Consider the following 23,585-nt stretch of genomic DNA (forward strand, 5'->3'; position numbering starts at 1 on the left):
CGTTAGCGGCGGACGTGTACGCGGACCACGGTGCCGAGGTCGTCGTCGCAGAGTTCGCGGCGGATGCGTCCGACGATCTCCTTGTCGAGCTTCCCCACCACGCTGCCGACGTCCGCGGACGACGGGCAGGTCAGCCCGATGCGCAGCCGGTCGACGTCGCCCACGACCCGGACGGTCGCCTTGGCCAGGCCATCGACGTCCTTGAGCCCGACGGTGAGCAGCGCGGTTCCTGTGCCGCTGCGCGCCCCGCGGCGGCCCCAGCCGAGCGACAGCAGCAGCCAGCGCAACGTCACCAGCGCCAGCAGGACCATGGCGAGCGCCGCCGCCCACAACACCCACGGGTGCTCGCCGACGGTCTCCGCCGCGCGCGGCGGCAGGATCCGGCCGCGCGGCGCGAGACCGGGCAGCCGGTCGTCGCCGCGCAGCCACGCGTAGGTGCCGAGGCCCGCCAGCACCACGCCGACGATGGCCAGGCCGATCCTGTTCCCCGTGTACTGACGCATCTACAGGCCCTTCCTGCGCAGCCGTACGACGACCTCGCCGCCACAAAGGGCGCCGATCCCGTTGAGCCGGTCGCCCACGGCGGTGCCGACCTGCCTGAGCATCAGCCCCGAGCTCTCGTTCCCGGTGACGACGGTGACCTCGATGAGCCGCCTGCGCAGCCGTACCCTGGCCTTGGCCACGCCCTCGACGTCCTGGGCGACGGCCCTGACGGTACGGCGCAGCCCAGACCGGGTGATCCCGATGACGATCAGCGGGTCGCTGGTCTCGACCGGCACCAACCGGCTCCTGCCAGGGAGTACGGCGAGCACGACCAGCAGCGCGCCGAGCCCGGCCGCGCCCAGCCCGGCCAGCGGCAGCTCGGCCCACACGTGGTCACCGGCCAGCTCGATGGCGTCGTCGACGGGCAGCCAGCCGAGCGGCGCGCCCAGCAGCGCGGAGACCACCTCGGCGGCGGTGAGACCGAGCACGGCGGTGAGTGCGAGGGCGAGCGCGGCTCCCGGCACCGTGCGCGCGGGCCTGAGCACCCGGTTCGACCTGCGGCGCGGGCCGTCCTGAACGACGGAGTCCACGACGCTGCCTGGCAGTAGCTGCTGGAGCGTGGTCATCACATCGACCAGAGGTACACGGATCCGGCATCACCTGAACCGTGCCCCCGCCGCCGATTTGCCGGAACATTACCTAATGCGACCCCCGCTCATGTTCAACGGTCCGATATGTCGTTACGCTTCCGGTATGGATGACCGCCAGCGCTACGACCGGGCCACAGCAGAACTCGACCCGCCGTTCGCGATCCTCGATCTGGCGGCGATGCGCGCCAACGCAGCCGACCTGGTCCGCCGGGCCGGCGGCAAGCCGATCAGGGTCGCCAGCAAGTCGATCAGGTCGCGGCCGGTGCTGGAACGCATCCTGGAGATGGACGGCTTCCGCGGCATCATGGCCTTCACGCTGCCCGAGGCGCTGTGGCTGGCCGGGCACGGCTTCACCGACATCATGGTCGCCTACCCGACCGTCGACCGGGCCGCGCTGGCCGAACTCGGCGCGAACGCGGCGGCCGCCAGGGAGATCGCGCTCACCGTCGACTCCACCGACCACCTCGACTTCATCGAGGCCGCCATCGGCGCGAACCACCACGAGATCCGCCTGTCGCTCGACATCGACGCCGCCTTCGTCGCGTTCGGCGGCCGCTTCAGGGCCGGCGCGCTGCGCTCCCCCATCCGCGAGCCGTACGAGGCAGCCGACCTCGCCGCCGAGATCGCCAAGCGGCCCGGATTCCGGCTGGTGGGGCTGATGGCCTACGAGGGCCAGGTCGCGGGCGTCGGCGACGACGCGCCGGGCAGCGCGGCCTTCACCCGGGTGATCAGGCTGATGCAGGCCCAGTCGGTGCGCGAGCTCATCGTACGGCGAGGCCGCATCGTCAACGCCGTCCGCGCGGTCGCCGACCTGGAGTTCGTCAACGGCGGCGGCACCGGCAGCATCGAGAAGACGGTGCGCGAGAAGGCGATCACCGAGGTCGCGGCCGGGTCGGGCTTCTTCCATCCGCGCCTGTTCGACTTCTACCGCGGCTTCAAGGGCCAGCCGGCCGCGATGTTCGCGCTGCCCGTGGTGCGCAGGCCGTCCCTGGACACGGTGACCGTGCTCGGCGGCGGCTACCTGGCCTCCGGCGCGGCCGGGCCGAGCAGGCTGCCCCAGCCGTACCTGCCCGCCGGGCTGACCTACTCGGGCGACGAGGGCGCGGGCGAGGTGCAGACGCCGCTCATCGGGCAGGCGGCGCAGGACCTGCGGATCGGCGACCGGGTGTGGTTCAGGCACGCCAAAGCGGGCGAGATGTGCGAGCGGTTCGACGCGCTGCACCTCGTCGACGGCGACAAGGTCGTGGAGAAGGTCCCGACCTACCGCGGCGAGGGCAGGACCTTCCTCTGAGTCAGCGCCTGCGCCGTCTCCACAACACGATCACGGCGCCGACCGCGAGGACCGCGCCGATGGCGATCAGCGCGGGCGCCACGCTCGGCGGCTCGTCGTTCCACAGGTCGTCGGGCTCGCTGGTGAGCGAGGCAGGGCGGGGGGTCACGCCCAGCGCGTCGCCGACGTTGGACACGAACGTGCTGGCTCTGTGCTTCACGTCGGCCACGGTGCGCTCGGCGACCCGCTTGGGGCTCACCCGGTCGGCTATGGCGTCGACGGTCTGAGCCAGCTCCGCACGGGTCTGCGCGATGCGGCGCTCGACCTCATCGAGATCGCGGTCAGCTTTAGGATCAGCCATGTGATCAGTCTGGCAGGTCCGGGGCCCGTACGGCACGGCGGGCAGGCCGGTAGGTTTTCCTTGTGACTGACATCAAGCTCGCGCCGGGCGACGCGGCGCCCGAATTCACCCTGCCGGCCGCCGGCGGCGACTCCGTGTCACTCGACGCCTTCCGCGGCAAGCGGGTGATCCTTTACTTCTACCCGGCCGCCATGACGCCCGGGTGCACCAAGCAGGCGTGCGACTTCCGCGACAACCTCGGGCAGCTGACCGACGAGGGGTTCGTGGTGCTGGGGGTGTCCAAGGACAAGCCGGCCAAGCTGGAGAAGTTCGCCGAGCGCGACGCGCTGACCTTCCCGCTGCTGTCCGACCCCGAGCTGGAGGTGCACAAGGCCTACGGGGCCTACGGCGCCAAGAAGCTGTACGGCAAGGACGTCGTGGGGGTGATCCGCTCGACCTTCGTCATCGACGCGGACGGGAAGGTCGAGCAGGCGCTCTACAACGTGAAGGCCACCGGGCACGTGGCCTCGCTCAAGAAGAAGCTGGGGCTCGGCTGAGCCAGTCGCGCACGTAGCCGACGTCGGTCTCCGGCTTCATCACCACGCTGCGCAGGACGCGTCCGCCGGGAGCGTCGAGTTCTATGCCGGGGTGCCTGGCGGCCATGGACTCGGCGCTCACCTGGAAGGTGCTGAGGTAGACGTCTTCCGCCATGCCTCTGGCCAGGATTTTCCCCGACGCGGCATCGATGCTTTTTAGGGACGTATTGGTCGGGAAATATGTGACGATGTCCAGCTCTGGCTGCTGATAGAGGGTGAAATCGCCTTCCATTCGCTTGGCGAGGTCTCTTGCTTTGCGCCGCCCCGCCCTCAGCGCTTGCCCCAGGCCTTCCTTCGTGGGTGGGAGCAGTTCGAACGTCAGCCACAGTGCGGCGGCCGAGGCTCCGGCGCGCGAGCACTCCAGGCTGATCTCGCCCAGGTGCAGCTCGTCCGAGGTGAAGTAGGTGTAGGGCGAGTCGTGCACGTAGAAGCGGCCCACCGACGGGTCCTTGAAGAGCACGGCGCCGCACCCGTAGGGCTGGAGGCCGTGCTTGTGCGGGTCGACCACGATCGAGTCCGCCCGTGCGATCGCCTGCCAGGGAGCGGGGTCGATGCCGTCCTCGCCCGCCAGGAGGGTGAAGAAGCCCCCGTAGGCGGCGTCCACGTGGATGCGCGTGCCGTACCTCTCGGTCAGTTCGAGCGCCTCGTGCACCTGGTCCACCGCGCCCAGGCCGGTCGTGCCCGTGGTGAGGACGACGGTGCCGATCTCGCCGGTGCGCAGCGCCGCTTCCAGCGCGTCGAGGTCGATCCTGCCCCTGGCGTCCGCCTGGATGGCCTGGCCTTCGACGCCGAGCACGCGGCACATGCGGGCGTGGGTGTAGTGGGCCTCGGCGCTGTAGGCGATGCGCCTGCCGGGGTGGAGTTCTCTGGCGACGAACAGGGCTTCCAGGTTGGCCATGGTGCCGCTGCTGGTCAGGTGGCCTAGGTGCGTGCCGTACCCGAACATGGTGGCCAGCCGGTCCACGACCTCGCGTTCCATGGCGGCGGTCGGCGGGCCGCCGTCCAGGGCGTGGTTGTTGGGGTTGATCAGCATGGCGGCGAGGTAGCCGACGACGGCGGCCGGGTGGGGCGGCTTGAGCATCTGGCCCGCGTAGTGCGGGTGGAAGAACGGGTAGTTGCCGTGCAGCCGCTCGACCAGGCGTTGGAAGGCCTTGCCGAAGTCCTCGTCGCCGACGTGGAGCGAGGGGTGCCTGTCGTAGGGGGCGAACCGGTCCTGCCAGCTCTCGACCGCCTCCACCGCGCGGCCGAGCCAGTGCGTCAGGTCCATCAGAGCGCGACGTCCAATCTGCTCGGCGCCCGGAACTCCCAGCCACGGAAGACGGGTTCGTGCGTAAGCCTCATTCCCGGAAATTTCTGGACAAGCGCTTGTACGGCCAGCTGGATCTGATGCCGGGAAAAAGCGTGACCTGTGCAGTAGTGCGGGCCGAAGCCGAAGGCGGCGTTGGTGCGCCGCTCGCGGAACAGGTCGAACGTGTCGGCGTCCCGATAAATCGTCTCATCGCGGTTGGCCGACGACAGGAGCGCGGCGATGGGCGCGCCTTCCGGCAGGTCCACTCCCCCGAGCGTGACCGGCCTGGTCACCTGGCGGGTCTGGGTGCCGATCGGCGACACCCAGCGCAGCGCCTCCTCGACAGCCATCGGGACAAGCGCCGGGTCCGCTTTCACGGCCTCGTGTTGTTCCGGGTTCCGCAGGAGCCCCGCGATCGTCGTGCCGCCCGCGTGGCCGGGCTCCTGCATCCCGCCCAGCAGGATCACCTTGAACGTCGGCATCACGTACGCGGCGGGACGGCCGATGCCCATGAGGTGGGCGATCGTGGAGTCGTGCGGTGGCGCGTCCATGAGCGCGCCGACGTGCTCGTCGATCTCCCTCGCCGCGCTGTCGGAGATCGCCTGCTTGGCCGGGCTGCGCTCGAAGTTCGTGGCGCCCTCCGACAGGCGGGCGAACCAGCCCCGCAGCGTCTCCGCGTCCAGGTCGGCCAGCCCGAGCACCTTGCCCAGGCTGAGCACCGAGATCGGCTCGAAGTAGTCGGCCATGAGCTCGGCGGTGCCCTTCAGCCTGCTCAGCTGCTCCTCGACGATGGGGCCCACCAGGTCGTCGATGTAGGTCAGCACCTCGCGCGGCCGGTATTTCGTGTCGAGGCTCCGGCGCAGCTCCTTGTGCACCGGGCCGTCGACGGTGATGATCGTCGGGCTGCCGAACGCGGCCTCGACCGGCGAGGTGTCCACCTGCGCCGAGAACGTCTCCGGGTCGCCGCCGACCCGCTCGACGTCCGCCCAGCGGGTCACGAACCACACGTTCACCGCCTCGACCCAGGCGACCGGCTCGTTTCTCCGCAGGTGGGCGTAGATGGGGTACGGGTCCCTGTCCAGGTCCTCGACGGTGATCAAGCAGCCTCCCCGTGGCCGATGCGGCGGTACACGTCCGGCTTGGCCGTACGGAGGAAGAGTCCGAACAGCACCCCCACCACGGCCGCGCCGATCACGACGGCCGGGAGGATCCACACCAGCGGCGAGCCCTTCTCCGCTCCCAGCAGGGCGTCGAAGTTGACCAGCGCCACCACGAACACCGCTCCCAGGGAGAGTGCGGCGAGAACCGGGGCGATGCGGCTGTTCCAGGCGCTCTCCTCCTCGCGGCGGCTCGCGAAGAACCCGACCACCGACGCCGACGTCACCGCCAGCAGCAGGATCACCCCGATCGCGCCGAGGTTGGTGAGCCAGGTGAACAGCGTGGCGACGGGGTCCTTGCCCGCCAGCCCGAACACCGAGACGACGACCACCGCCGTCACGGTCTGGACCAGCGACCCCCGGTACGGCGAGCCGGTGCGCGGGTGCACCTGGCCCAGGGCGGGCGGGAGCACGCGCTCGCGGCCGAGGGCGAACAGGTAGCGGGCGATCGCGTTGTGGAAGGACAGGAGGGCGGCGAAGAGGCTGGTGATGAGGAAGACGTTCGCCACGTCGGAGAACCACGCGCCGAACCGGCCCTCGCCGAGCACGAACAGCAGCGCGGGGCCGTTCTTCTGCGACTCCGCGACGATCTTCGACTCACCGGCGCCGACGAACATCGCCCACGCGCTGAGGGCGTAGAAGACGCCGATGACGCCGACCGCGATGTAGGTGGCCCTGGCGACGGTCGTGCGCGGGTCGCGGCACTCCTCGCTGTAGAGGGCGCCGGACTCGAAGCCCATGAACCCGGCCATCACGAACGAGAACGCGGCGCCGACGGCCCCCGTGGTGATCGCCGCCCAGGTGAACGGCGTGGCCGAGATCCCCTCCGGCGCGGAGGTGAACGCCCCGATGTCGAAGACGAGGACGGTGAGGCTTTCCACGATCAGCAGAACGGCGAGAACTCGGGCATTGAGATCCACCCTCAGATAACCGAGCACCCCAACCCCGGCGATCGCCACCAGCGCGATCACCCACCAGTTGTCGAAGCCGAGGAACTGGGCGACGGTGAAGCTGAACAGGCCGTAGATGCCGATCTGCATGGAGTTGTAGGAGACGAGCGCCACGAACGCGGCGCCGAGCCCGGCGACGCGGCCGAGCCCTTGGGAGACGTAGGCGTAGAAGGCGCCGGCGCCGACGATGCGGCGGCTCATGGCGGCGTAGCCGCCGGTGAAGACGGCCAGGACGGCGGCGAGGATGAGGTAGATGGCGGGGATGCCGAGCACGCCGGAGACGGCGAACGCTACGGGGGTGCCGCCGGCCACGACCGTGAGGGGGGCTGAGGCTGCGACGACGAAGAAGACGATGTCGGCTGTACCGATGCGGCGCTGCCGTAGGGCTAACTCTGCCATGGCCCACACCATTCGTTTGGATCCGTACGATGTCCACGGATGCTACGGACCCGACCGCCCCATGACAAGACCCAACAAACCCCGCCTTCCCTTATAAATGGGGTATTTGGCCTTTCTGCAGTGGTTAACCGTAGATCGACCGCGCGGGGCATGGGCCTTCGGGGTGGGCGCGCTACGCGCGAATTACCCTCCGGGCTGGTCTTATTGGGGGGCCGAGCCCCCCAAGACCCCCAGCCGGGCGGCCTACCGGCCCCCGGACCCCCGAGGTCTCGGGCCCCTCCCCAGGCAGCAGCCGGGATCCCGATGAACCTCGAAAGCCCTTGCAGCGCCAAAGAGCGCCCTTGGAGTGCCACGGGCATAGAAATGTGTGCGTGCGTTTCGCGCGAGCAACCCTCCCGGGCTAGGCATGAGTAATGAGCCCGCCTCGCACGACCGAGGCTCTTGGACGGTCAGGGACCAGGACGGCCGGACTGAGTATTGTTCGACGCCCGGGCTCGTCGGGGTGGCGTGACGCCGGGGATGACGTCAATGTTGAGGTGCTCCTTGAGCAGGTGCTTGAGTTCCGCTCCGTTGATGAGAGTGATGCGGTTGCGTTGTGCGAACTGTTCGCTTGCGCGGCCGAACCACGAGGGGGTGACAAGAACACCCGTTGTCGCATTGTGGTCAGCCATAACGCCAGTCAGCGCATGAACTGCATCCAGTCCAACAAGGCCCTTCCATCGTTTCGCCTGGATCAGGCAGACACCGCCGAAGAAGATGTTCCTGCTGGTCGCCACAGCATCGACACCTCCGTCCTTGGAAGGGACCGTCGTCCAGCTTTCCGCACCCATCGCGATGAAGAGTTGCCGGATGAGGTGTTCGAACTCGGTGGGAGTGAGGGTGAGGAGGTTCCGGCGCGAGTCGAGCGACGAGACAACGTCCATATCCTCGCTGAAGCGAAAGCGCCTGAGGTCGAACTCGATGAACGGCTCGATGGCCTCGACGTCGTATGGATTCGGGGAGACCAGGGCGTGCAGTCGCTTCAGACAGGCGGCCGGATCCACCTTGGAGAGGACGAGGTCGGCAAAGTCAGCGCGCTCTGCTTCAACGCTGACGAGGTGTGGGCGGATCTCTCTCCCGGTGGCGTTGTCGATCGTGCTGATCCTGCCGTTCAAAACCACGGCCTCGATTACGTCTGGCGTCGCGGCGAACACCTCGTGAAGGGTTCGCAGCACGACGCGTGCTATCAGGTGGGCATATCGCTGCTTGATCTCGGCCTGAGGGCGCGGAAGAGGATCGATGGCATCTCGCGCCTTGACGTACTTGTAACCCCTCACGGCTGGGATCACTGAACTCAGAGGGAGTTCCATCTCGATCACGACGTCGCGGTTCTCCGGCCGGTACGCGACTTGGACTCGTCGCGGGAAACCTCCTGGGTACGTCGAAGCCTGCAGGACCTGGCCAACGAACCACTCCACCGCGCATGGATCTCCCACCCTGAGAGCTGCCCTCGCAATCTCCAGCTCTTGGTTCTTTGCTTGCGCAGCCTGGTTGAGTGCCTTCACATGCACTGCATGTGCGGCCCGGGCAGCGGCAAGATCGGCGAGACGCCGAGACTCGCGCTGAGAATGACCCGCCGACGCCTGTTCATATCTCTGCCGGGCGACGTTCAGCTCGCGCTCGTAGCGAGATGCACCGCCGAGAAGGCGGCCGAACATCCGCGGAGGCTCCGGTTCGTAGTCACTCCAATTCGGCGGCGGCTCTGGATTTCCCAACGCCCCCGCCGTGAATGGCTGCGCCTGAACCCTGATAAGAAAGTCATCAATAGCCAGGGGTCTATTCGAAAGCACCTCTGCCAAGATCGAATCCAGACGAGCAACGGCCGCCGCAGCCTCTGACGTCTTGCGATCCGCAAGCCTTGTTTGCTCGTCGATATGGCGTTGCTGTCGAGCCTTCTCCGCTGCCTTTGCTTGCCGTTCGTTCTCGCGAGCGAGACGTTCGGCTTCGCGACGTTGCGCGGCTTGCCTCCGCTCCCACTCCGAGCGCCCTCCCCTAGCGGCCACGTAGAGACCTCCGATGATCGGCGCAGACAGATCTGCTCACCGACTACGTTTACTCCGAGAAGAGCGCAGGTCAATACCTCTGTAAAGCTGTCCATCGGGAAGGGGAGGAATGCTCCGACAGGTGAATGAACGAAGCGACCCGACTATGTGGCTGTAGGCCAGAACTTGGGGGGATTCGCCGAAGGGTCGGTCACTCGTAGTCGGCTGGCTACCGTGGGGTCGACTCCGCGCAACGTGATCAAGCGCGGACCCCCGGCCTCCTCCAGCAAAGCCAGCGCGCTCGGCAGCCCCGCCGCGACGGTTGCGATCGCGACGCCCATCCCGAGCAGTCCCGGGTGCTTGTGCGGATATTCGATCCGGTGAAGGCCGGAGGCGGCTATCGCGGCCACCTCTCGGGGGCGCTGCATCTGGCGGCCGTCGTTGGTGATGACGGCGTGGAAACCCGCGGCCGCAGCGCGCGGGTACAAGGTCTCGTCCTGCGTGCCCGACCAGCCAGGCAGATCCAGCAACACGAAGCTGGTCAGAACCTGGGACAGAGGGCGGGGGACGTTCTCATCCAGCAGCAGCCTCACGCTGCTCCCTGAGGGGTTCGTAGCTGTCGACGTAGTCGGCGAAATCGACGGCGTCCAACGCCGCGGTGGCCGACACGCTCGGATAGTAGTCCGCGATCCGCTCAGCCGGGACGCCGTCCCGCAGCAGCGCTGCGATCTCGTCGTAGGGCACGCGGGTCCCTTCGATCACCGGCATCCCCCCACGGACCGCGGGGTCGACCGTGACGTGCTCCCGTGGACGCAGCAAGTCCGGGATGTGCCGTCCATCGCGGTAGAACGGCCGCAATACCTCGACCATGTCGTGGATGACGATGTTGGCCGCGCGACGCACCAGATCGGTGGCCTGCCCCTGCTCGACCAGGTAGATCGTCGAGCCATCGGTCACCAGCTGGTAGGCCGACAGGTGCTCGCGCTCCTGCAGGTCGTCGCGGAGCGTGTCCAGGGCCCGGCGTATCTTCTGCAGCGAAGCGTCGTTCCGTAGCTTCACGCAGGTGCGCAAGGCGACCAGGTCACGAAACGAGTAGAGCACTGGACGCGTCGGCGAGATCTCCGGCACCAGCACGGCCCCGCGGCCGGAGCTGGCCGCACGCCAGTGCGCGAGCTGGCGAAGCGTGGCACCCGACAACGCCGCTGCTAGCTTCGGACTGTAGGACACCCAGTTCACCTCCCTCGGCCTGACCCAGCCAGGTCATCATGGCAAACATCCCCAGGATTCACTCACCATTACCCCATCTTGATCGGAGAGTCGCCGGCCCTGTTCACAGGCGAACCTGGTGTCAGTCCTGGATGGCCGCTTGGTCTGTGGAATTCTCGAGGGATGGCGATTCTGGCGCCTGATCTTTCGGGCCGGCCCCATCAGCTGGTTGTCGAGCAGTCCCTGGCCGTCCCCGTGCACACCGTCTATCTGGCCTGGACCGAGCAGATCGATCGCTGGTTCGCGGCTCCTGGCACTGTGGCTATGCGGCCGCGAATCGGGGAGCCGTTCTTCTTCGAGACCCACTACGCCCCGCCCGGCGAGCCGGTGCGGCGGCATCCGCACTACGGGCGGTTCCTACGGCTGGAGACGGATCGGCTGGTCGAGTTGACCTGGGTCACCGGTGCCGGGGGGACCGAGGGGGCGGAGACCGTCCTGACGGTGGAGATGGCGGCTGAGGGGGCGGGGACGCGGGTGCGGCTTACGCATGCGGGTTTCCAGACCGCCGCCACCCGGGACGCCACCGAACAGGCCTGGCCCATCGTCCTCAGCGGTCTGGAGAAGGCCTACACCGGCTCGTAGGTCAGGCCAAGCATGGCGCACACGTCGCGCAGGCACTCCTCGAAGACCGGTTCCAGGTCGGAGTACGCGAAGTCCAGCTGGTTGAGGACCTCCATGCACAGCAGGCCGTACAAACGGATCCAGCACGACAGGAACACGTGCGCGGCCTCTGGGGGAAGTCGCCGGGTGGCGTAGTAGTCGTTGAGCTGGTCGCGGAGTGACGGGGCCAGGTCCTCCAGGTCGGGGACGGGGAACGGGTTGGTGTTCCACAGGTCCACGACCTGTTCCAGGAAGATCGCTTCGAAGCCCTGCTCGGCCAGATCCCTCGGCGAGTCGACGTGGTCCCTGTCAGGGGCGGGGGCGGGGCTGGCGAACATCCAGCCGAACTCCGCCCGATGCGCCAGCGCCCACGCGCGCAGCGCCCGGCTGGCGGCGAGCAGCCGCCGCGCGGGCGGGCCGTCGGCGTGGGCGTCGCTCGCCGCCCGCAGTTCCTGGGCCAGCTCGCGGTAGAAGTCCGCGGTCACGGCGCTGACCAGCTCCTGGTGGCTGGCGTAGTAGTGGTAGAGGGCCGGGCCGCTCATGCCCACCTCCCTGGCGACCGCGTTGATCGTCACAGCGGAGGATCCTCCGGCGATCAGCAGCCTGCGGGCGGCCGCGTGGATCTCGGCCAGGGTGTTCTGCCGGAGCCTGTCCCGGCGGCTGGTCGCCTGTGGAGTCATCGCCTGCCCTTCGTCCGTTGACAGCTTAACCCATCTATGTTTACTTAATGTCTCTAAGGCAGTTTAGACATTCTCGACAGATGGGGGCCGTCCGTGCGAGCCAATCCCTTGGCCGGTGCGCTGGCCAAGTACTTCACCCGCGCGACCGTGACCGAGACCGGGGAGGTCACCGCGACCATGCGGCACATCCGGCTCGTCGCCGACGAGCCGGTCGCCCTGCCGTACACACCGGGTCAGCACGTCAGGATCCAGATCAACGACCCCCTGTCCCTGCGCGGGCTGCTGCGGCCGATCGAGACCCTGCGCACCTACACCATCTGGGCGTACTCCGCCGAGGAGCGCGCCCTCGACCTGCGCATCCACCTGTACGAGGGGACGGCATCGGCCTGAACTGGGCGCGTACGGCTCGGCCAGGGGACGCGGTGACCTTCTGGGGGCCGCAGGGCGACTTCCTCGTCAGGCCCGCGCCCTTCCACCTGTTCGTCGGGGAGGAGACGGCCACCGCCGCGTTCGGCCCGATGATCGGGTCGCTCGGTCCTGGTGCCCGGGTGTACGGCGTGCTGGAGAGCGAGTCGGCCGACGACCAGCTGTCGATCCCCGGCTCTCACGGGCTGCGGCGGGTGCATCGTGACGGTGCTTCAGCGGCCTCCTCGCAGCGGTTGCTGGCTGCGGTGTCGGAGCTGGAGCTTCCCGACAACTCCGGGGCGGCCTATCTGGCGGGCGAGGCGAGGACCTGCCAGATGGTCAGGGACTACCTCGTCAGGGAGCGCAACTGGCCGCGCGGCGCGATCAGGGTCAAGCCCTTCTGGACCTCGGGCAAGCGTGGCCTGCACTAACGGCAACCTGTAGGATTGGCGAGTTCTGGGGCCGTAGCCCAACGGCAGGAGGCGAAAGCTTTAGGTGCTTTACAGTGTGGGTTCGAATCCCACCGGCCCCACCAGGAGTGCCGTGCGCGTCACCGCGTTCTTACTCTCGCTCGGCTTCGGCGCGCTCGCCGCCGTCGCCGCGTTCACCACCTCCTCGCTGATCCTTCTCACCGACTACCTGAACCACCCGTACCTGTTCGGCGTCCTCGCCTGCCTGCTGCTCGCCTTCGCCCTGCACCGAACGCTCAGGCCCAGGTGGGCACGGGTGACCGCGGTGGTCCTGCTCATGCTGCCGGTCTGCGCGCTGACCGGGCTCGGGGCGCTGGCCCTGGCGTTCGGCGGCAACGTGGACGTGACGTTCGTCGACGGCCCCGACCCGTTGCGCGTCCAGGTCCGCACCTCCATGGCCGGGCTCGGCCCCGACACCCTCGTCCGGCTCGACCTGCGCAGCGAGGCCGGGCTGTTCACCAGGCAGTGGCCGCTGGCCTGCTTCAACGACGACGTCGTCGACGACGCCTACGACTCCCTCACCTGGACGGGGCCGCGGTCGCTCGACATCCGGGTCAACGACGGGCGGGTGTTCAGCGTGCGGCTCGACCCCCTTACGGGTGAGCCGCTCAGCACTCCCAGCGCCGGTTACTGCTAGCCGGGCCACCCCCGCATGGCCATCGCGGCCACCTGCTCCAGCTCCTCCCGGGTGGCGCCGTCGCGCGCCGACTGCGACATGCCCTTCACCACCGACCCGATATAGAGCGCCAGGACCGAGACGTCCGTGTCCTGGGGCAGGAGACCGGCCTCGACGTCGGCCTGGATGCGCCGCTCGAAGTCCGCCACGTTGCCCGCGCGGAGCTGCCGCAGGTGTTCCGCCACGTCGGCGTTGTTGGTGTTCTCCCCCGCGCACAACAGCATGCAGCCGCGCGGCCGCCCGACCCGGGTGTGCTCGTCGGCCACCTCGTGCAGCAGCCGCGCGATGGACTGCTTCGCCGTGGGCTCCTCGGCCAGCGCGCGGGCCATGAACCCGCCATAACGGATCCCGTAGGCCTCCACCACCTCGTCGAACAGCGCCTTCTTGTCGCCGAAGGCCGCGTAGAGGCTGGGCGCGCCGATCCCCAGCGCCGCCGTCAGGTCGCTGATCGAGGTCGCCTCGTAGCCCTTCGACCAGAACAGCCGGACGGCCTTGTCCAGGGCCGCCGACCGGTCGAACGATCGGGGCCGCCCGCGTGCGGGAGTCGCCATGCCAACATTCTATAGCGCTCGTTAGAGATTTGCTGCTACGGTCATTTCTCTAACGATCGATATAGAAAGGTTGTGGCGTCATGGGCGCATTGACGGGCAAGACCGCGCTGGTCACCGGGGGAAGCCGGGGCATCGGGCGGGCGATTTCCGAACGGCTGGCACGGGAGGGCGCTCGGGTGGGCGTGCACTACACGACCAACACCGACGCGGCCAAGCAGACCGCCGCGGCGATCGAGAGCGCGGGCGGCTCGGCTTTTGTCATCCAGGCGGAGCTCGGTGTGCCCGGCGACGTCGAGGCGTTGTGGTCGGCTTTCGACACGCACGCCGACGGCTTGGACATCCTGGTCAACAACGCGGGCATCGCGGAGGTCGGCACCATCGCCGACACCTCGCAGGAGATGTTCGACCGCATCATCGCCGTCAACACCAGGGCGCCGTTCTTCCTCGCCAAGCTCGGGCTGGAACGGCTGCGCGACGGTGGCCGCATCGTCAACATCTCCACCAGCTACACCCTCGGCCTGACCGACCCTCTGCTGATCGCGTACTCGATGTCCAAGGCCGGGATCGACGTGTTCACCACGACGCTCGCCAAGGAGCTCGGCCCGCGCGGGATCACCGTCAACGCCGTCAACCCCGGCGCGATCGACACCGACCTCAACGCCGGATGGCTGCGCTCGAACGAGGCGGCGCGCGAGGCCACCGCCGCCCGCTCGCCGCTGGCCAGGGTGGGGATGCCCGACGACGTGGCCGGGGTGGTCGCGTTCCTCGCCTCCGACGACGCCCGCTGGGTCACCGGCCAGAAGCTCGACGCCACCGGCGGGGCCCTGCTCTAGGCGCCGGGCCGATCACCCTCTCGCGAGGGAGCGCTCTCCCCCGCAAGGGTGATCAGCCGCCGCCCGCCCGCCTCCAGACTCCTGAGGGAATCGGATTTGGAGGCGCAGGGCGATGGGGTACATGCGGGTGCTGGTCTCGATGGCGGCGCTGGTGGTGGGTGCCGTCTGGCTGGCCGTACCGGGCAGTTATCCGTACGGCGCGGCCGACCGGGTCACGGTGGGGGTCACGCACTGGATCGAGCGGGACGCCGGTGTCGCGCTGATGCTGGTCTCCGGGGCGTTCGGGCTGCTGCTCGCCGCCGTCGGGCGGTCGTGGCCGCGGGTCGCCACCGCCGGGGCCGCGGCGCAGGCGGCGTTCTTCCTGCTGGTCATGTCGGACGCCGGGGTGTTGTCGTCGATCGGGTACGCGGCGATCCCGCTGCTCGTCGCCGGGGTGGTCGCGGTGGTCGTCGCGGGGTGCGTGCGGCGGTATCCGGTCGCGTTCGTGGCCGCCGCGCTGCTGGTGGCCGGTGCCGTGGTGGGGCTTGGGAACGGCGTGATCATCGGGTACGCGTACAACCTGGCCAAGGGGTTCGGATCCTACGCGGGGCGGATCGGGTGGGCCTGGGGGATGGCGCTCGCTGCGGCGGCCTGGGCGTGGGTGGCGCTGCGCGGGCGCGGCACGGCGGAACGCGCGGGTGGGCCGGTGCGGTGGGGGCGGTGGGTGACGGTCGCGGCGGCCGTGGGGGCTCTGCCGTACGCGGTGGCCAGGTTGTCGTGGGCGACGCCGTGGCCGCTGGGCGGGTACGACCCGGTGGGCGGGCACGTCATCCTCGTCATGCCCGGCGGCGGCGACGCCGCCACGCGCCTGCAGGGGTTCATGATCGGCATGTCGTCGGTGCTCGGGCTCGTCCTCACGCTGGGGCTGATCAGCCGCTGGGGCGAGGTCTTCCCGCGCTGGATGCCCCGGGTGGGCGGCCGTGACGTGCCGGTCATGCTGGCCGTGGTTCCCGGCACGTTCGCGGCCGCCGTCCTGTGCGTCGCGGCGCCCGGCGTGCTGGCGGGAGCCGTACAGATGGACGGCTGGTTCGACCGCGTGGTGTTCGTCCTGCTGTTTCCCTGCCCGATCTGGGGGCCGTTGCTGGGGGCCGCCGTCTACGCCTACTGGCGACGCCGTACGGCTTAGCCGCGCCATAACGTCCTCGCAGCTTGGCCCTAGGGAAGGTTCCGGCATCGTTCGAGGTGTCGGGATAAATCCGGTTCTAGGGGGATGAAATGCGTAAGACGATCGTGGCTTCGCTGCTGGTGGCAGTCGTGGGACTCTCCGGTGTGGGCCTCGCGGGGGCGGCTCAGGCGAGCGACAGCGGGCCCGGTGTGCAGACGCCGGTCACGGCGGCGCGCGGCGGGTTCTCCGTCAGCTCCAAGGGTGGCGCGCCGGTGAAGTCGGGGCCGGGCAAGGCGTACGACACGATCGACTGGCTGCCGTTCGGCACCAGGGTCACCGGCACGATCTCCGGCAACTGGGTGAACATCGACGGTGGCGGCTTCGTCTACCTGGGCCGCCTGCAGAAGCCGCGCCCGACCCGCGCCTACTCCGCCTACGTGGCCGACCCCGCCGGTGCGCCGCTGCGCTCGGGGCCGGGCAAGGGGTACCCGGTGGTCGGCCGGCTCGACTTCGGCGACAAGGTGATCGGCACGCCGCAGGGGAAGTGGCTGAAGACCCTCGACGGGTACGTGCTGCGCGCCAAGCTGTCGTCCTGATCGTCAGGAGGTGGGCTTGGGGGTCGGCAGCGGGGTCTTGGGGATCACCGAGGGCACGGGCATCGGGTAGATCCTGGGATCGTCCGGGAATCCCCTGCACCACGTGCCGCCGGGCACCGGGCGGCACCCGTCGTCGTGCCGCCAGTAGGGGACGCGGTCGTGGACGTGCACGTGCCGGTCGCCGCGGTGCACCATGTTGCTGACCACCGCGACCGCGATGCCGCCGAGCAGGGCGCCGACGATGAGGCCGATGAGGGCGGCGCCGAAGATCTGGGTGTGGCGCTGCCGTACGAAGTCTCCGAACGTGGGACCGGGGGTTGCGGCGGGCCGGGTGTGCGCCGTGTCGCGGAAGGTTCCTGCGGGGGGATCCGCGGAGAAGGCTGCGTCCGAGGGGCGGCCGCCGGGCGGCTCGTCGTGGGCGGGGTCCGGGTTGGGGTCGGAGGGCCCTGGAGAATCGGGGGCCGGGCCCTCGCGAGTGACGTCCCCTGAAGGCTCAGGGGTCGGGTCGCGCGGCGCTTCCTCTTCGCCGCGCGACCCGGCGTCACGATCATGATCCGCCATCACGATCTCCCTTTACTCGCCCGAAGGCGCTCCCAAAAACCACCATGCCCTGTACCCCGTAAGGCCCGTGTAAGAGCTCCTGAGGGGAGACCTGTGCCGGAGGTCCTTTCGTTGGGAACTCCACGGCATCCCGGGCATGTGCGACCAGGGTCGTAGTCCGGGATCCCTCTTGAGGTGGACGGAGCCCCAGGCAAAGTTACATATCGTAATGATGTGTTCGGCAAGGTACGCGCCTGGTCTCGGCGTCACAGCAGGTTGGTCGACGTCCTCTGGGCGTCGCCGCTGGTTCTGCTGTGCCTGTTCACCCTGGTCACGTTCAGCGGCTACTGGCCGGGCGGCGCCAATCTCGCCGCCTACGCGCTGCTCACCACCGCCCTCCTCGTCCCGCTCTACTGGCGCAACACCCACCCCAGGCTCGCCTTCGCCGCCATAGCGCTGGTCAGCTTCGCCCAGTGGCTGGGCAAGGTCGACCCCATCCCGGCCAACGTCGCGCTGATGCTGGGGTTGTTCGCGGTGACCTCGCACTGCACCCGCCGCTGGGCCATCGCGGCCGGGCTGGTGGTGGAGTTCGGCGTCTTCCTGGCGCTGGTGAACTACGACGACGTCAGCCTGAGCATGTTCATCTTCATGTCGACCGTCCCGGTGACGGTGTGGCTCGCCGGGATCTACGCCAGCACCCGCCGCCGCTACCTGGAGGGCCTGGAGGAACGCGCGGAACGCGCGGAGCGCGAGCGCGACCAGCAGGCCAGGATCGCGGCGGCCGCGGAGCGCACCAGGATCGCCCGCGAGCTGCACGACGTCGTGGCGCACAATGTCAGCGTGATCGTGGTGCAGGCGGACGGCGCCGGATACGCCATCGACAGCGACCCCGAAGCGGCGCGGCGGGCCGTACAGGCGATCTCCAAGACGGGCCGCGAGGCGCTCAAGGAGATGCGCAGGCTGGTCGGCGTGCTGCGCCAGGACGACCCCTCCGCCACCGACTACCTGCCCCAGCCCGGGTTGCGCCAGCTCACCGAGCTGGTGAGGGGCTCGGGCCTGCCGGTCGAACTCAAGATCACCGGCACCCCCGTGGACCTGCCTGAGGGCGAGCAGCTGACGATCTACCGCATCGTGCAGGAGGCGCTCACCAACGCGCTCAAGCACGGCGGCCCGCGCGTGCGGGCCACCGTCGAGCTCGACTACACCGACCAGGAGCTTCTCGTACGGATCACCGACGACGGACGCGGCGCGGCAGCCCTGCCCGGCCTCGGCGGCCACGGCCTCATCGGCATGCGCGAACGCGTCGGCATGTACGGCGGCGCCGTACAGGCCGGCCCGAACCCGGGTGGCGGCTTCCAGGTCCAGGCCAGGCTGCCGGTCGCCGCATGAGCATCAGGGTGATGCTGGTCGACGACCAGGAGCTGCTGCGCGTCGGCTTCCGCATGGTGCTGGGCGCGCAGCCGGACATCGAGGTCGTCGCCGAGGCGGGCGACGGCGTCGAGGCGCTGGCCAAGCTGGAGACCACCGAGGTGGACGTCGTCCTCATGGACGTGCGCATGCCCAGGATGGACGGCGTCGAGGCGACCAGGCTGATCGACGGGCCGAAGGTACTCATCCTGACCACGTTCGACCTCGACGAGTACGCCTACAGCGCGATCAAGGCGGGCGCCTCCGGGTTCCTGCTGAAGGACGTGCCGTCGTCCGACCTGATCAGCGCCATCAGGTCGGTGCACGCCGGAGACGCGGTGATGGCGCCGAGCACCACGCGCAGGCTCCTGGAGCGCTTCGCCGCGCACCTGCCGGGCAAGGAGCAGCACGCCGACGCGGCCTTGCTGACGGCGCGCGAGCGCGAGGTGCTGCTGATGGTGGCGCGCGGGCTGTCGAACACGGAGATCGCCACCGCGCTGGAGCTGGCCGAGGCGACGGTGAAGACGCATCTCGGCCGGGTGCTGGCCAAGCTCGGGCTGCGCGACCGGGCGCAGGTGGTGGTCTTCGCCTACGAGGCGGGTCTCGTGGTGCCGTCGGATCGGCCGAAAGGCCTAGACGGGTAGTCCCACGTCTGACGGAGAGTCCATCCTCAGGGCCCAGGTATCTCAAGATTTCCGCAAATAGCGTGGTCACGTCCCCAACCAAGGAGAGAACGTGACCCTGACCGATACCCGGCGACAGGCCCCTCACGCGGTCGTGGCCAGCGGCCTGACCAAGGTGTACGGCAAGGGCGACGCCCAGGTGCACGCGCTGCGCGGAGTGGACATCGCGTTCGCGACCGGCGCCTTCACCGCGATCATGGGCCCCTCCGGGTCCGGCAAGTCCACCCTGATGCACTGCCTGGCCGGGCTCGACTCGGTGACGAAGGGCTCGGTGCACATCGGCGACGTGGAGCTGACCGGGCTGAACGACAAGCAGCTGACGTTGCTGCGGCGTGAGCGGATCGGCTTCATCTTCCAGGCCTTCAACCTGCTGCCCACGCTGACCGCCGAGCAGAACATCAGGCTCCCCCTGGAGATCGCCGGACGGCAGGCCGACCAGCTCCTGTTCGACCGGGTCATCGACACCGTCGGGCTCGGCGACCGGCTCAGCCACAAGCCGACCGAGCTGTCCGGCGGCCAGCAGCAGCGCGTCGCCGTCGCGCGGGCGCTGATCAGCAAGCCGCAGGTCATCTTCGCCGACGAGCCGACCGGCAACCTCGACTCGCGCAGCGGCGCCGAGGTGCTGTCGTTCCTGCGCACCAGCGTCCGCGAGCTCAACCAGACCATCGTCATGGTCACCCACGACCCTGTAGCCGCCTCCTACGCCGACCGCGTGGTCTTCCTGCGAGACGGTTCCCTGGTCAGCGAGCTGTACCAGCCGACGCCGCAGTCGGTGCTCGACACGCTGATGAAGCTGGAGGCGTGAGCGTTGCTGAAGACGACTCTCGCCGGACTGCGGGCGCACAAGCTGCGCCTGCTGCTCACGTCCCTGGCGATCACGCTGGGCGTGGGCTTCATCGCGGGCACGTTCGTGCTCACCGACACCATCGAGGCGGGCTTCTCGCAGCGCCTCTCCGCCGACGCGGACAAGGTCGCCGTCGCGCTCATCCCCGGGCCGACGGACAAGGAGACCGAGCCGCTTCCCGGTGACCTCCTGGACAAGGTCAGGGCCGTCGACGGGGTGAGCGACGCCCAGGGCCTCGTCCGCGGCCCCGCCCCGCTGCTGGGCAAGGACGGCAAGGCCGTCGGCAGCATGCCGACGACGGCCATCTCCATCGTCTCCGGCCCGCTGAACCGCACCATCCTCGTCAGCGGCGCCGCACCGTCGGGCGCCGACCAGGCGGTGGTCGACAAGAACACGGCCAAGGCGCAGGGCTTCCAGCTCGGCGGCACCGTCACCGTGCTCGACGCCAAGGGCGCCAGGCACGACTTCAAGCTGGTCGGCACCATCGACACGGGCGTCGACCAGGAGCTCGGCTTCACCGGCGCGGTCGGCTTCACCACCGAGGTCGCGCAGCGGCTGACCGGCGAGAAGGGCTTCAGGGAGATCGACGTCGCGGGCGCCGATCCCGCGGCGCTCAAGAAGGCCGTGGCGAGCGTGGCAGGCGCCGGGGTCACCGTACAGACGGGGGCGGAACTGGCCGCCGACGTGGCCAAGTCGAACGGGGTCAGCAACGACTTCCTCAAGCTCGGGCTGCTGATGTTCGGCCTGATCGCGATGATGGTGGCGGCGCTGGTCATCTACAACACCTTCAACATCCTGGTCGCGCAGCGGACCAAGGAGATGGCGCTGCTGCGGTGCATCGGGGCGACGCGCAAGCAGGTGTTCGGCTCGATCCTGCTGGAGTCGGCCGTCGTCGGCCTGATCTCCTCGGTGCTGGGTCTGGTCGTGGGCTGGGGGCTCGGCGCCGGAGCGATGGCGGTGCTCCGCACGTTCGACGCGCCGATGCCGATGGGCGCTGCCGCCATGCTGTCGGGCAGGACGATCGTGATCGGGCTGGTTCTCGGGCTGGTGGTCACCGTCGGCGCCGCGCTGCTGCCCGCGCGGTCGGCCACCCGGGTGGCGCCGATCGCGGCGCTGCGCACGCAGGCGGAGGAGCAGACCTTCCGCACCGGCGTGCTGCGCTCGATCTTCGCCGGGCTGTTCCTGCTGGCGGGCGTCGGCGCCTGCGTGGTGGGGCTGAGCATGGAGCCGGGCAGCGAGGCGCCGCTGTTCGCGGTGATGGCCGGGGGTGCGCTGACGTTCGTCGCGGTGCTGATCCTCGGGCCGGTGCTGGTCAAGCCGCTGTCGGCGTTCGTCGGGTGGGTGCCCGGCAAGCTGTTCGGCGTGCCGGGCAGGCTGGCCGTGGACAACTCGGGGCGCAACCCCAAGCGGGCGGCGACCACGACCGTGGCGCTGACGATCGGCGTGACGCTGATGACGCTGATCTCGGTGATCACCGCCTCGGCGCGGGTGAGCGTCAGCGCCAAGCTCGACGAGCAGTTCCCGGTGGACTACATGCTCGCCACCCAGAAGCGCGACGCCACGATCCCGCGGTCGGTGGCCGAGGAGCTGCGCGGGCGGCCGGAGCTGAGCTCGGTGCTCGAACTGCGCGAGACCCCGGCCAGGATCGGTGACAACCGGGTGGACGTCGGGACGTTCAGCGGGCCCGTCAACGCGGCGGCCAAGTCGGGGACGATGCGGGGGTTCGGGCCAGGCAAGGTCGCCCTGGCCGACTACCACGCCAAGGACCTCGGGGTTTCCGTGGGTGGCACGGTCTCGCTGAAGACGAAGAAGGAGGGGGTCGTGCCGCTGAAGGTGGTGGCGATCCTCGACAGCGAGAGCTCGCCGCTGCCTGGTGTGACCGTGGCCGAGGAGTCGTTCGAGCGGTATTTCGGGAAGCTGCCGGACTCGCAGTTGATGGTCAACATGAAGGACGGGGTGGATCCTGTCGCGGCGCGCAAGGTGGTGGACGCGGCGGCGACCGCGTATCCGACCGTCAAGGTGAGCAGCTCTACCGAGGTGCGCGGGGCGTTTGACGAGACGCTCGACATGATGCTGATGATCATCACGGGGTTGCTGGGGTTGGCGATCCTGATCTCTTTGCTGGGTATCGCGAACACGCTGTCGTTGTCGGTGCACGAGCGGACCCGGGAGTCGGCGCTGCTCCGGGCGCTGGGGCTGACTCGGCCGCAGTTGCGGCGGATGTTGTCGGTGGAGGCGCTGGTGCTCGGGCTGATCGGGGCGCTGGTGGGCGTGGTGCTGGGCGTCGTGTTCGGGTGGGCGGCGATGCAGACGATGCTGGAGGACGTGTCGTTCCGGCTGCCTGGCGGGCAGATCGCCCTCTTCGTGGTGCTGTCCGGCGTCGCGGGTGTCCTCGCCGCGGTCCTCCCCGCCCGGAAGGCAGCCAGGGCCTCGATCGTGGGGTCGCTGGCCAGCGACTAGACCTGCGGGGCCGCCAGGCGAGTTGCATCCCATCGCGGCCCCGCATCGCCGTAGCAGCCGGGCGTCTTTCGTGGGGGGCGACGCCCGGCTCTACGCATGGGTCCTCAAGCGCTTGAGGCCTTAACCCCAGGGGTCCAATCCTGAGGTCCTTTTGACGACAGCACGAGGTCCTCAACCCCGTTGAAGATCCCAAGGTCTTGAGGGACCTCAGGGGTCGAAGACCTCAAGGTCTTGAAGGACCTCAGGGGTTGAAGACCCTGGGGTCTTGAGGTCCTCAGGGTCTTGAGGGTGGTTATGGGGTTGAGGGCGTTAGCGGGTGGTGCGGCCGGGCCATTGTTCGGCGACGGTTTCCGGGTTGAGGAGAGGGCGGATGGCCACTTCTCCGGTCGCCTTGTCGATGACGATGCACGCGCCGCCAACGACGTCCGGGAGGCCGGTCGAGTCGTCGTCCTTCGACCACGCGACGTAGCCCTCGTTGAAGCTGTGGAGACCGAGCTCCAAGGACTCCGCGCGGACGCCGTTGAAATACTCCTCCGCCAGCGCACGGGCCTGGTCGAGGTTCATGAGGGTTCGCCCCTCCTGTTGAGGATCACGCAGAAAACCCCCGTCACCGAGGGATACAAGGGCTCCACCGCCATGTGCCCCCGCTGCGCGTCGATCCAGATCACCTCGCCCGACGAGTTGACCGCGTTCCAAGCGTGCGACCCGCCCCCGGGCCACCGTACGACCAGAACCGCCGCAGCCCCGTGGCCCGCCTCCAGCAGCCCGCGGGCGATCAGCGGATAAGCCCCGCGGTCGGCCCCGGCGCGGACGAACCGCTGGCCCAGCCACCGCTCCATCCGCGCCACCCCGCCCGCCTCCCCCGACAGCACGGGGCGCCCGATCCGGTCGTACTCGGGCTGCCGCGGAGCGGCCACCGCGGCCTCCCCGTGCCATGTCGACAGCACGGCCAAAGCGCAGTCGGCCGCGTTGCTCGCCCGGAACGGGTCGTCGGCCGCCCCCTCCGCGTTGATCAACCGGATCCACGTGCCGCGCGGGTCGGGAAACCGGTCCTGGACCGCGCGCGCGAGGTCCTGCTCGACCTGCGGGTCGGGTCGGGCCAGCCCGCCGGGCACGCCGTACGGCCGGCAGCTTGCGAGCGCTGGCGGCCGATGGGGAAGATCGAACCAGTCGGCCCCTGCGGAGCCGTCCGCTGCCAGCTCGTAGTCCTGCCAGCGCACCCCGTCGGCGACCACCGGGTTGTACTGCCCCTCAGCAGGGTGGTCGCGAAACACGC

At 69.3% G+C, this 23,585-nt stretch carries 27 protein-coding genes and 1 tRNA gene; 14 read left to right on the forward strand and 14 right to left on the reverse strand.

The features are described 5' to 3' along the window. Positions 1–2 precede the first annotated feature (2 nt). On the reverse strand, positions 3–503 hold the full coding sequence (locus ACIBG8_RS19785) for a hypothetical protein (protein ID WP_397344291.1): 501 nt from the start codon (positions 501–503) through the stop codon (positions 3–5). Beyond that, the gene (locus ACIBG8_RS19790; protein WP_397344292.1) at positions 504–1,109 is read right to left on the reverse strand and encodes a DUF6286 domain-containing protein; all 606 of its coding nucleotides are present in this window, start codon (positions 1,107–1,109) and stop codon (positions 504–506) included. A gap of 127 nt (positions 1,110–1,236) precedes the next feature. Here ACIBG8_RS19790 and ACIBG8_RS19795 point away from each other — a divergent pair, with 127 nt between their 5' ends. Then, a complete protein-coding gene (locus ACIBG8_RS19795) occupies positions 1,237–2,424 on the forward strand; it encodes an amino acid deaminase/aldolase (protein ID WP_397344293.1) in 1,188 nt (395 codons plus the stop codon). A 1-nt stretch (position 2,425) separates the two neighbouring features. Here ACIBG8_RS19795 and ACIBG8_RS19800 read toward each other — a convergent pair whose 3' ends face one another. Beyond that, entirely contained in the window at positions 2,426–2,764 is a 339-nt protein-coding gene (locus tag ACIBG8_RS19800) for a DUF3618 domain-containing protein (protein ID WP_397344294.1), read from the reverse strand. A gap of 62 nt (positions 2,765–2,826) precedes the next feature. On the opposite strand from ACIBG8_RS19800, the gene bcp reads away from it, so the two are divergent. Continuing rightward, a complete protein-coding gene (gene bcp / locus ACIBG8_RS19805) occupies positions 2,827–3,300 on the forward strand; it encodes a thioredoxin-dependent thiol peroxidase (protein ID WP_397344295.1) in 474 nt (157 codons plus the stop codon). On the opposite strand, the gene ACIBG8_RS19810 is transcribed toward bcp, so the two are convergent. The 6 genes from ACIBG8_RS19810 to ACIBG8_RS19835 all read right to left on the reverse strand — a co-directional run bounded on the left by ACIBG8_RS19810 (position 3,275) and on the right by ACIBG8_RS19835 (position 10,381). Beyond that, positions 3,275–4,606 (reverse strand): pyridoxal phosphate-dependent decarboxylase family protein, encoded by a 1,332-nt coding sequence (locus ACIBG8_RS19810; protein WP_397344296.1) that lies wholly within the window; start codon positions 4,604–4,606, stop codon positions 3,275–3,277. The two genes, bcp and ACIBG8_RS19810, sit on opposite strands and share 26 nt — an antisense overlap. Further along, positions 4,606–5,727 carry a cytochrome P450 gene (locus tag ACIBG8_RS19815; RefSeq protein WP_397344297.1) on the reverse strand — a complete coding sequence of 374 codons (1,122 nt, stop codon included), beginning with the start codon at positions 5,725–5,727 and terminating at the stop codon, positions 4,606–4,608. The genes ACIBG8_RS19810 and ACIBG8_RS19815 overlap by 1 nt, the downstream gene beginning before the upstream one ends. Beyond that, entirely contained in the window at positions 5,724–7,133 is a 1,410-nt protein-coding gene (locus ACIBG8_RS19820) for an APC family permease (protein WP_397344298.1), read from the reverse strand. The genes ACIBG8_RS19815 and ACIBG8_RS19820 overlap by 4 nt, the downstream gene beginning before the upstream one ends. Before the next feature lie 449 nt (positions 7,134–7,582). Then, the gene (locus ACIBG8_RS19825; protein ID WP_397344299.1) at positions 7,583–9,175 is read right to left on the reverse strand and encodes a restriction endonuclease; all 1,593 of its coding nucleotides are present in this window, start codon (positions 9,173–9,175) and stop codon (positions 7,583–7,585) included. 143 nt (positions 9,176–9,318) lie between these two features. Then, positions 9,319–9,747 carry a hypothetical protein gene (locus ACIBG8_RS19830; RefSeq protein WP_397344300.1) on the reverse strand — a complete coding sequence of 143 codons (429 nt, stop codon included), beginning with the start codon at positions 9,745–9,747 and terminating at the stop codon, positions 9,319–9,321. Beyond that, positions 9,728–10,381 (reverse strand): DUF433 domain-containing protein, encoded by a 654-nt coding sequence (locus tag ACIBG8_RS19835; protein ID WP_397344301.1) that lies wholly within the window; start codon positions 10,379–10,381, stop codon positions 9,728–9,730. Before ACIBG8_RS19835 ends, ACIBG8_RS19830 begins: the two co-directional genes overlap by 20 nt. A 162-nt stretch (positions 10,382–10,543) precedes the next feature. Between ACIBG8_RS19835 and ACIBG8_RS19840 the strand changes: the two genes are divergently transcribed. Then, a complete protein-coding gene (locus ACIBG8_RS19840) occupies positions 10,544–11,002 on the forward strand; it encodes an SRPBCC domain-containing protein (RefSeq protein WP_397344302.1) in 459 nt (152 codons plus the stop codon). Here ACIBG8_RS19840 and ACIBG8_RS19845 read toward each other — a convergent pair. Then, positions 10,987–11,700: a TetR/AcrR family transcriptional regulator gene (locus ACIBG8_RS19845; protein WP_397344303.1), complete on the reverse strand. Its 714-nt coding sequence runs from the start codon at positions 11,698–11,700 to the stop codon at positions 10,987–10,989. The two genes, ACIBG8_RS19840 and ACIBG8_RS19845, sit on opposite strands and share 16 nt — an antisense overlap. A 93-nt stretch (positions 11,701–11,793) precedes the next feature. Here ACIBG8_RS19845 and ACIBG8_RS19850 point away from each other — a divergent pair, with 93 nt between their 5' ends. The 4 genes from ACIBG8_RS19850 to ACIBG8_RS19865 all read left to right on the forward strand — a co-directional run bounded on the left by ACIBG8_RS19850 (position 11,794) and on the right by ACIBG8_RS19865 (position 13,212). Next, a complete protein-coding gene (locus ACIBG8_RS19850) occupies positions 11,794–12,090 on the forward strand; it encodes a hypothetical protein (RefSeq protein ID WP_397344304.1) in 297 nt (98 codons plus the stop codon). A 32-nt stretch (positions 12,091–12,122) separates the two neighbouring features. Then, the gene (locus ACIBG8_RS19855) at positions 12,123–12,536 is read left to right on the forward strand and encodes a siderophore-interacting protein (protein ID WP_397344305.1); all 414 of its coding nucleotides are present in this window, start codon (positions 12,123–12,125) and stop codon (positions 12,534–12,536) included. A 27-nt stretch (positions 12,537–12,563) separates the two neighbouring features. Further along, positions 12,564–12,640, forward strand: a tRNA-Leu gene (locus ACIBG8_RS19860). A gap of 8 nt (positions 12,641–12,648) precedes the next feature. Continuing rightward, positions 12,649–13,212 carry a hypothetical protein gene (locus ACIBG8_RS19865; protein ID WP_397344306.1) on the forward strand — a complete coding sequence of 188 codons (564 nt, stop codon included), beginning with the start codon at positions 12,649–12,651 and terminating at the stop codon, positions 13,210–13,212. On the opposite strand, the gene ACIBG8_RS19870 is transcribed toward ACIBG8_RS19865, so the two are convergent. Continuing rightward, entirely contained in the window at positions 13,209–13,802 is a 594-nt protein-coding gene (locus ACIBG8_RS19870; protein ID WP_397344307.1) for a TetR/AcrR family transcriptional regulator, read from the reverse strand. The two genes, ACIBG8_RS19865 and ACIBG8_RS19870, sit on opposite strands and share 4 nt — an antisense overlap. A gap of 80 nt (positions 13,803–13,882) precedes the next feature. Here ACIBG8_RS19870 and ACIBG8_RS19875 point away from each other — a divergent pair, with 80 nt between their 5' ends. From ACIBG8_RS19875 to ACIBG8_RS19885, 3 genes are all read left to right on the forward strand, one after another. Next, positions 13,883–14,635: an SDR family oxidoreductase gene (locus ACIBG8_RS19875; protein ID WP_397344308.1), complete on the forward strand. Its 753-nt coding sequence runs from the start codon at positions 13,883–13,885 to the stop codon at positions 14,633–14,635. A 112-nt stretch (positions 14,636–14,747) separates the two neighbouring features. Further along, positions 14,748–15,800 carry a hypothetical protein gene (locus tag ACIBG8_RS19880; RefSeq protein WP_397344309.1) on the forward strand — a complete coding sequence of 351 codons (1,053 nt, stop codon included), beginning with the start codon at positions 14,748–14,750 and terminating at the stop codon, positions 15,798–15,800. Between the two features lie 89 nt (positions 15,801–15,889). Then, entirely contained in the window at positions 15,890–16,375 is a 486-nt protein-coding gene (locus tag ACIBG8_RS19885) for a hypothetical protein (protein ID WP_397344310.1), read from the forward strand. 3 nt (positions 16,376–16,378) lie between these two features. On the opposite strand, the gene ACIBG8_RS19890 is transcribed toward ACIBG8_RS19885, so the two are convergent. After that, complete coding sequence (locus ACIBG8_RS19890) at positions 16,379–16,936, reverse strand: hypothetical protein (protein ID WP_397344311.1); 558 nt, start codon at positions 16,934–16,936, stop codon at positions 16,379–16,381. 213 nt (positions 16,937–17,149) lie between these two features. Between ACIBG8_RS19890 and ACIBG8_RS19895 the strand changes: the two genes are divergently transcribed. The 4 genes from ACIBG8_RS19895 to ACIBG8_RS19910 all read left to right on the forward strand — a co-directional run bounded on the left by ACIBG8_RS19895 (position 17,150) and on the right by ACIBG8_RS19910 (position 22,309). Then, positions 17,150–18,304, forward strand: coding sequence for a sensor histidine kinase (locus ACIBG8_RS19895; protein ID WP_397344312.1), 1,155 nt, complete (start codon positions 17,150–17,152; stop codon positions 18,302–18,304). Further along, positions 18,301–18,966, forward strand: coding sequence for a response regulator (locus ACIBG8_RS19900; RefSeq protein WP_397344313.1), 666 nt, complete (start codon positions 18,301–18,303; stop codon positions 18,964–18,966). Before ACIBG8_RS19895 ends, ACIBG8_RS19900 begins: the two co-directional genes overlap by 4 nt. A 91-nt stretch (positions 18,967–19,057) precedes the next feature. Further along, positions 19,058–19,810, forward strand: coding sequence for an ABC transporter ATP-binding protein (locus ACIBG8_RS19905; protein WP_397344314.1), 753 nt, complete (start codon positions 19,058–19,060; stop codon positions 19,808–19,810). A 3-nt stretch (positions 19,811–19,813) separates the two neighbouring features. Then, positions 19,814–22,309 (forward strand): ABC transporter permease, encoded by a 2,496-nt coding sequence (locus tag ACIBG8_RS19910; protein WP_397344315.1) that lies wholly within the window; start codon positions 19,814–19,816, stop codon positions 22,307–22,309. Between the two features lie 309 nt (positions 22,310–22,618). On the opposite strand, the gene ACIBG8_RS19915 is transcribed toward ACIBG8_RS19910, so the two are convergent. After that, complete coding sequence (locus tag ACIBG8_RS19915) at positions 22,619–22,873, reverse strand: hypothetical protein (protein WP_397344316.1); 255 nt, start codon at positions 22,871–22,873, stop codon at positions 22,619–22,621. Further along, positions 22,870–23,583, reverse strand: a complete 714-nt coding sequence (locus ACIBG8_RS19920) for a toxin glutamine deamidase domain-containing protein (protein WP_397344317.1) — start codon at positions 23,581–23,583, stop codon at positions 22,870–22,872. The genes ACIBG8_RS19915 and ACIBG8_RS19920 overlap by 4 nt, the downstream gene beginning before the upstream one ends. Positions 23,584–23,585: the final 2 nt, after the last annotated feature.

This window comes from Nonomuraea sp. NPDC050556 (assembly GCF_044457355.1).
GTDB lineage: Bacteria > Actinomycetota > Actinomycetes > Streptosporangiales > Streptosporangiaceae > Nonomuraea.

Excerpts from the sequence above, each read along its gene's own strand:
- ACIBG8_RS19785 (WP_397344291.1), bottom strand. The coding sequence starts at position 503 with ATGCGTCAGTACACGGGGAACAGGATCGGCCTGGCCATCGTCGGCGTG.
- ACIBG8_RS19790 (WP_397344292.1), bottom strand. The coding sequence starts at position 1,109 with ATGACCACGCTCCAGCAGCTACTGCCAGGCAGCGTCGTGGACTCCGTC.
- ACIBG8_RS19795 (WP_397344293.1), top strand. The coding sequence starts at position 1,237 with ATGGATGACCGCCAGCGCTACGACCGGGCCACAGCAGAACTCGACCCG.
- ACIBG8_RS19800 (WP_397344294.1), bottom strand. The coding sequence starts at position 2,764 with ATGGCTGATCCTAAAGCTGACCGCGATCTCGATGAGGTCGAGCGCCGC.
- ACIBG8_RS19810 (WP_397344296.1), bottom strand. The coding sequence starts at position 4,606 with ATGGACCTGACGCACTGGCTCGGCCGCGCGGTGGAGGCGGTCGAGAGC.
- ACIBG8_RS19820 (WP_397344298.1), bottom strand. The coding sequence starts at position 7,133 with ATGGCAGAGTTAGCCCTACGGCAGCGCCGCATCGGTACAGCCGACATC.
- ACIBG8_RS19840 (WP_397344302.1), top strand. The coding sequence starts at position 10,544 with ATGGCGATTCTGGCGCCTGATCTTTCGGGCCGGCCCCATCAGCTGGTT.
- ACIBG8_RS19845 (WP_397344303.1), bottom strand. The coding sequence starts at position 11,700 with ATGACTCCACAGGCGACCAGCCGCCGGGACAGGCTCCGGCAGAACACC.
- ACIBG8_RS19870 (WP_397344307.1), bottom strand. The coding sequence starts at position 13,802 with ATGGCGACTCCCGCACGCGGGCGGCCCCGATCGTTCGACCGGTCGGCG.
- ACIBG8_RS19875 (WP_397344308.1), top strand. The coding sequence starts at position 13,883 with ATGGGCGCATTGACGGGCAAGACCGCGCTGGTCACCGGGGGAAGCCGG.
- ACIBG8_RS19880 (WP_397344309.1), top strand. The coding sequence starts at position 14,748 with ATGGGGTACATGCGGGTGCTGGTCTCGATGGCGGCGCTGGTGGTGGGT.
- ACIBG8_RS19885 (WP_397344310.1), top strand. The coding sequence starts at position 15,890 with ATGCGTAAGACGATCGTGGCTTCGCTGCTGGTGGCAGTCGTGGGACTC.
- ACIBG8_RS19890 (WP_397344311.1), bottom strand. The coding sequence starts at position 16,936 with ATGGCGGATCATGATCGTGACGCCGGGTCGCGCGGCGAAGAGGAAGCG.
- ACIBG8_RS19900 (WP_397344313.1), top strand. The coding sequence starts at position 18,301 with ATGAGCATCAGGGTGATGCTGGTCGACGACCAGGAGCTGCTGCGCGTC.
- ACIBG8_RS19915 (WP_397344316.1), bottom strand. The coding sequence starts at position 22,873 with ATGAACCTCGACCAGGCCCGTGCGCTGGCGGAGGAGTATTTCAACGGC.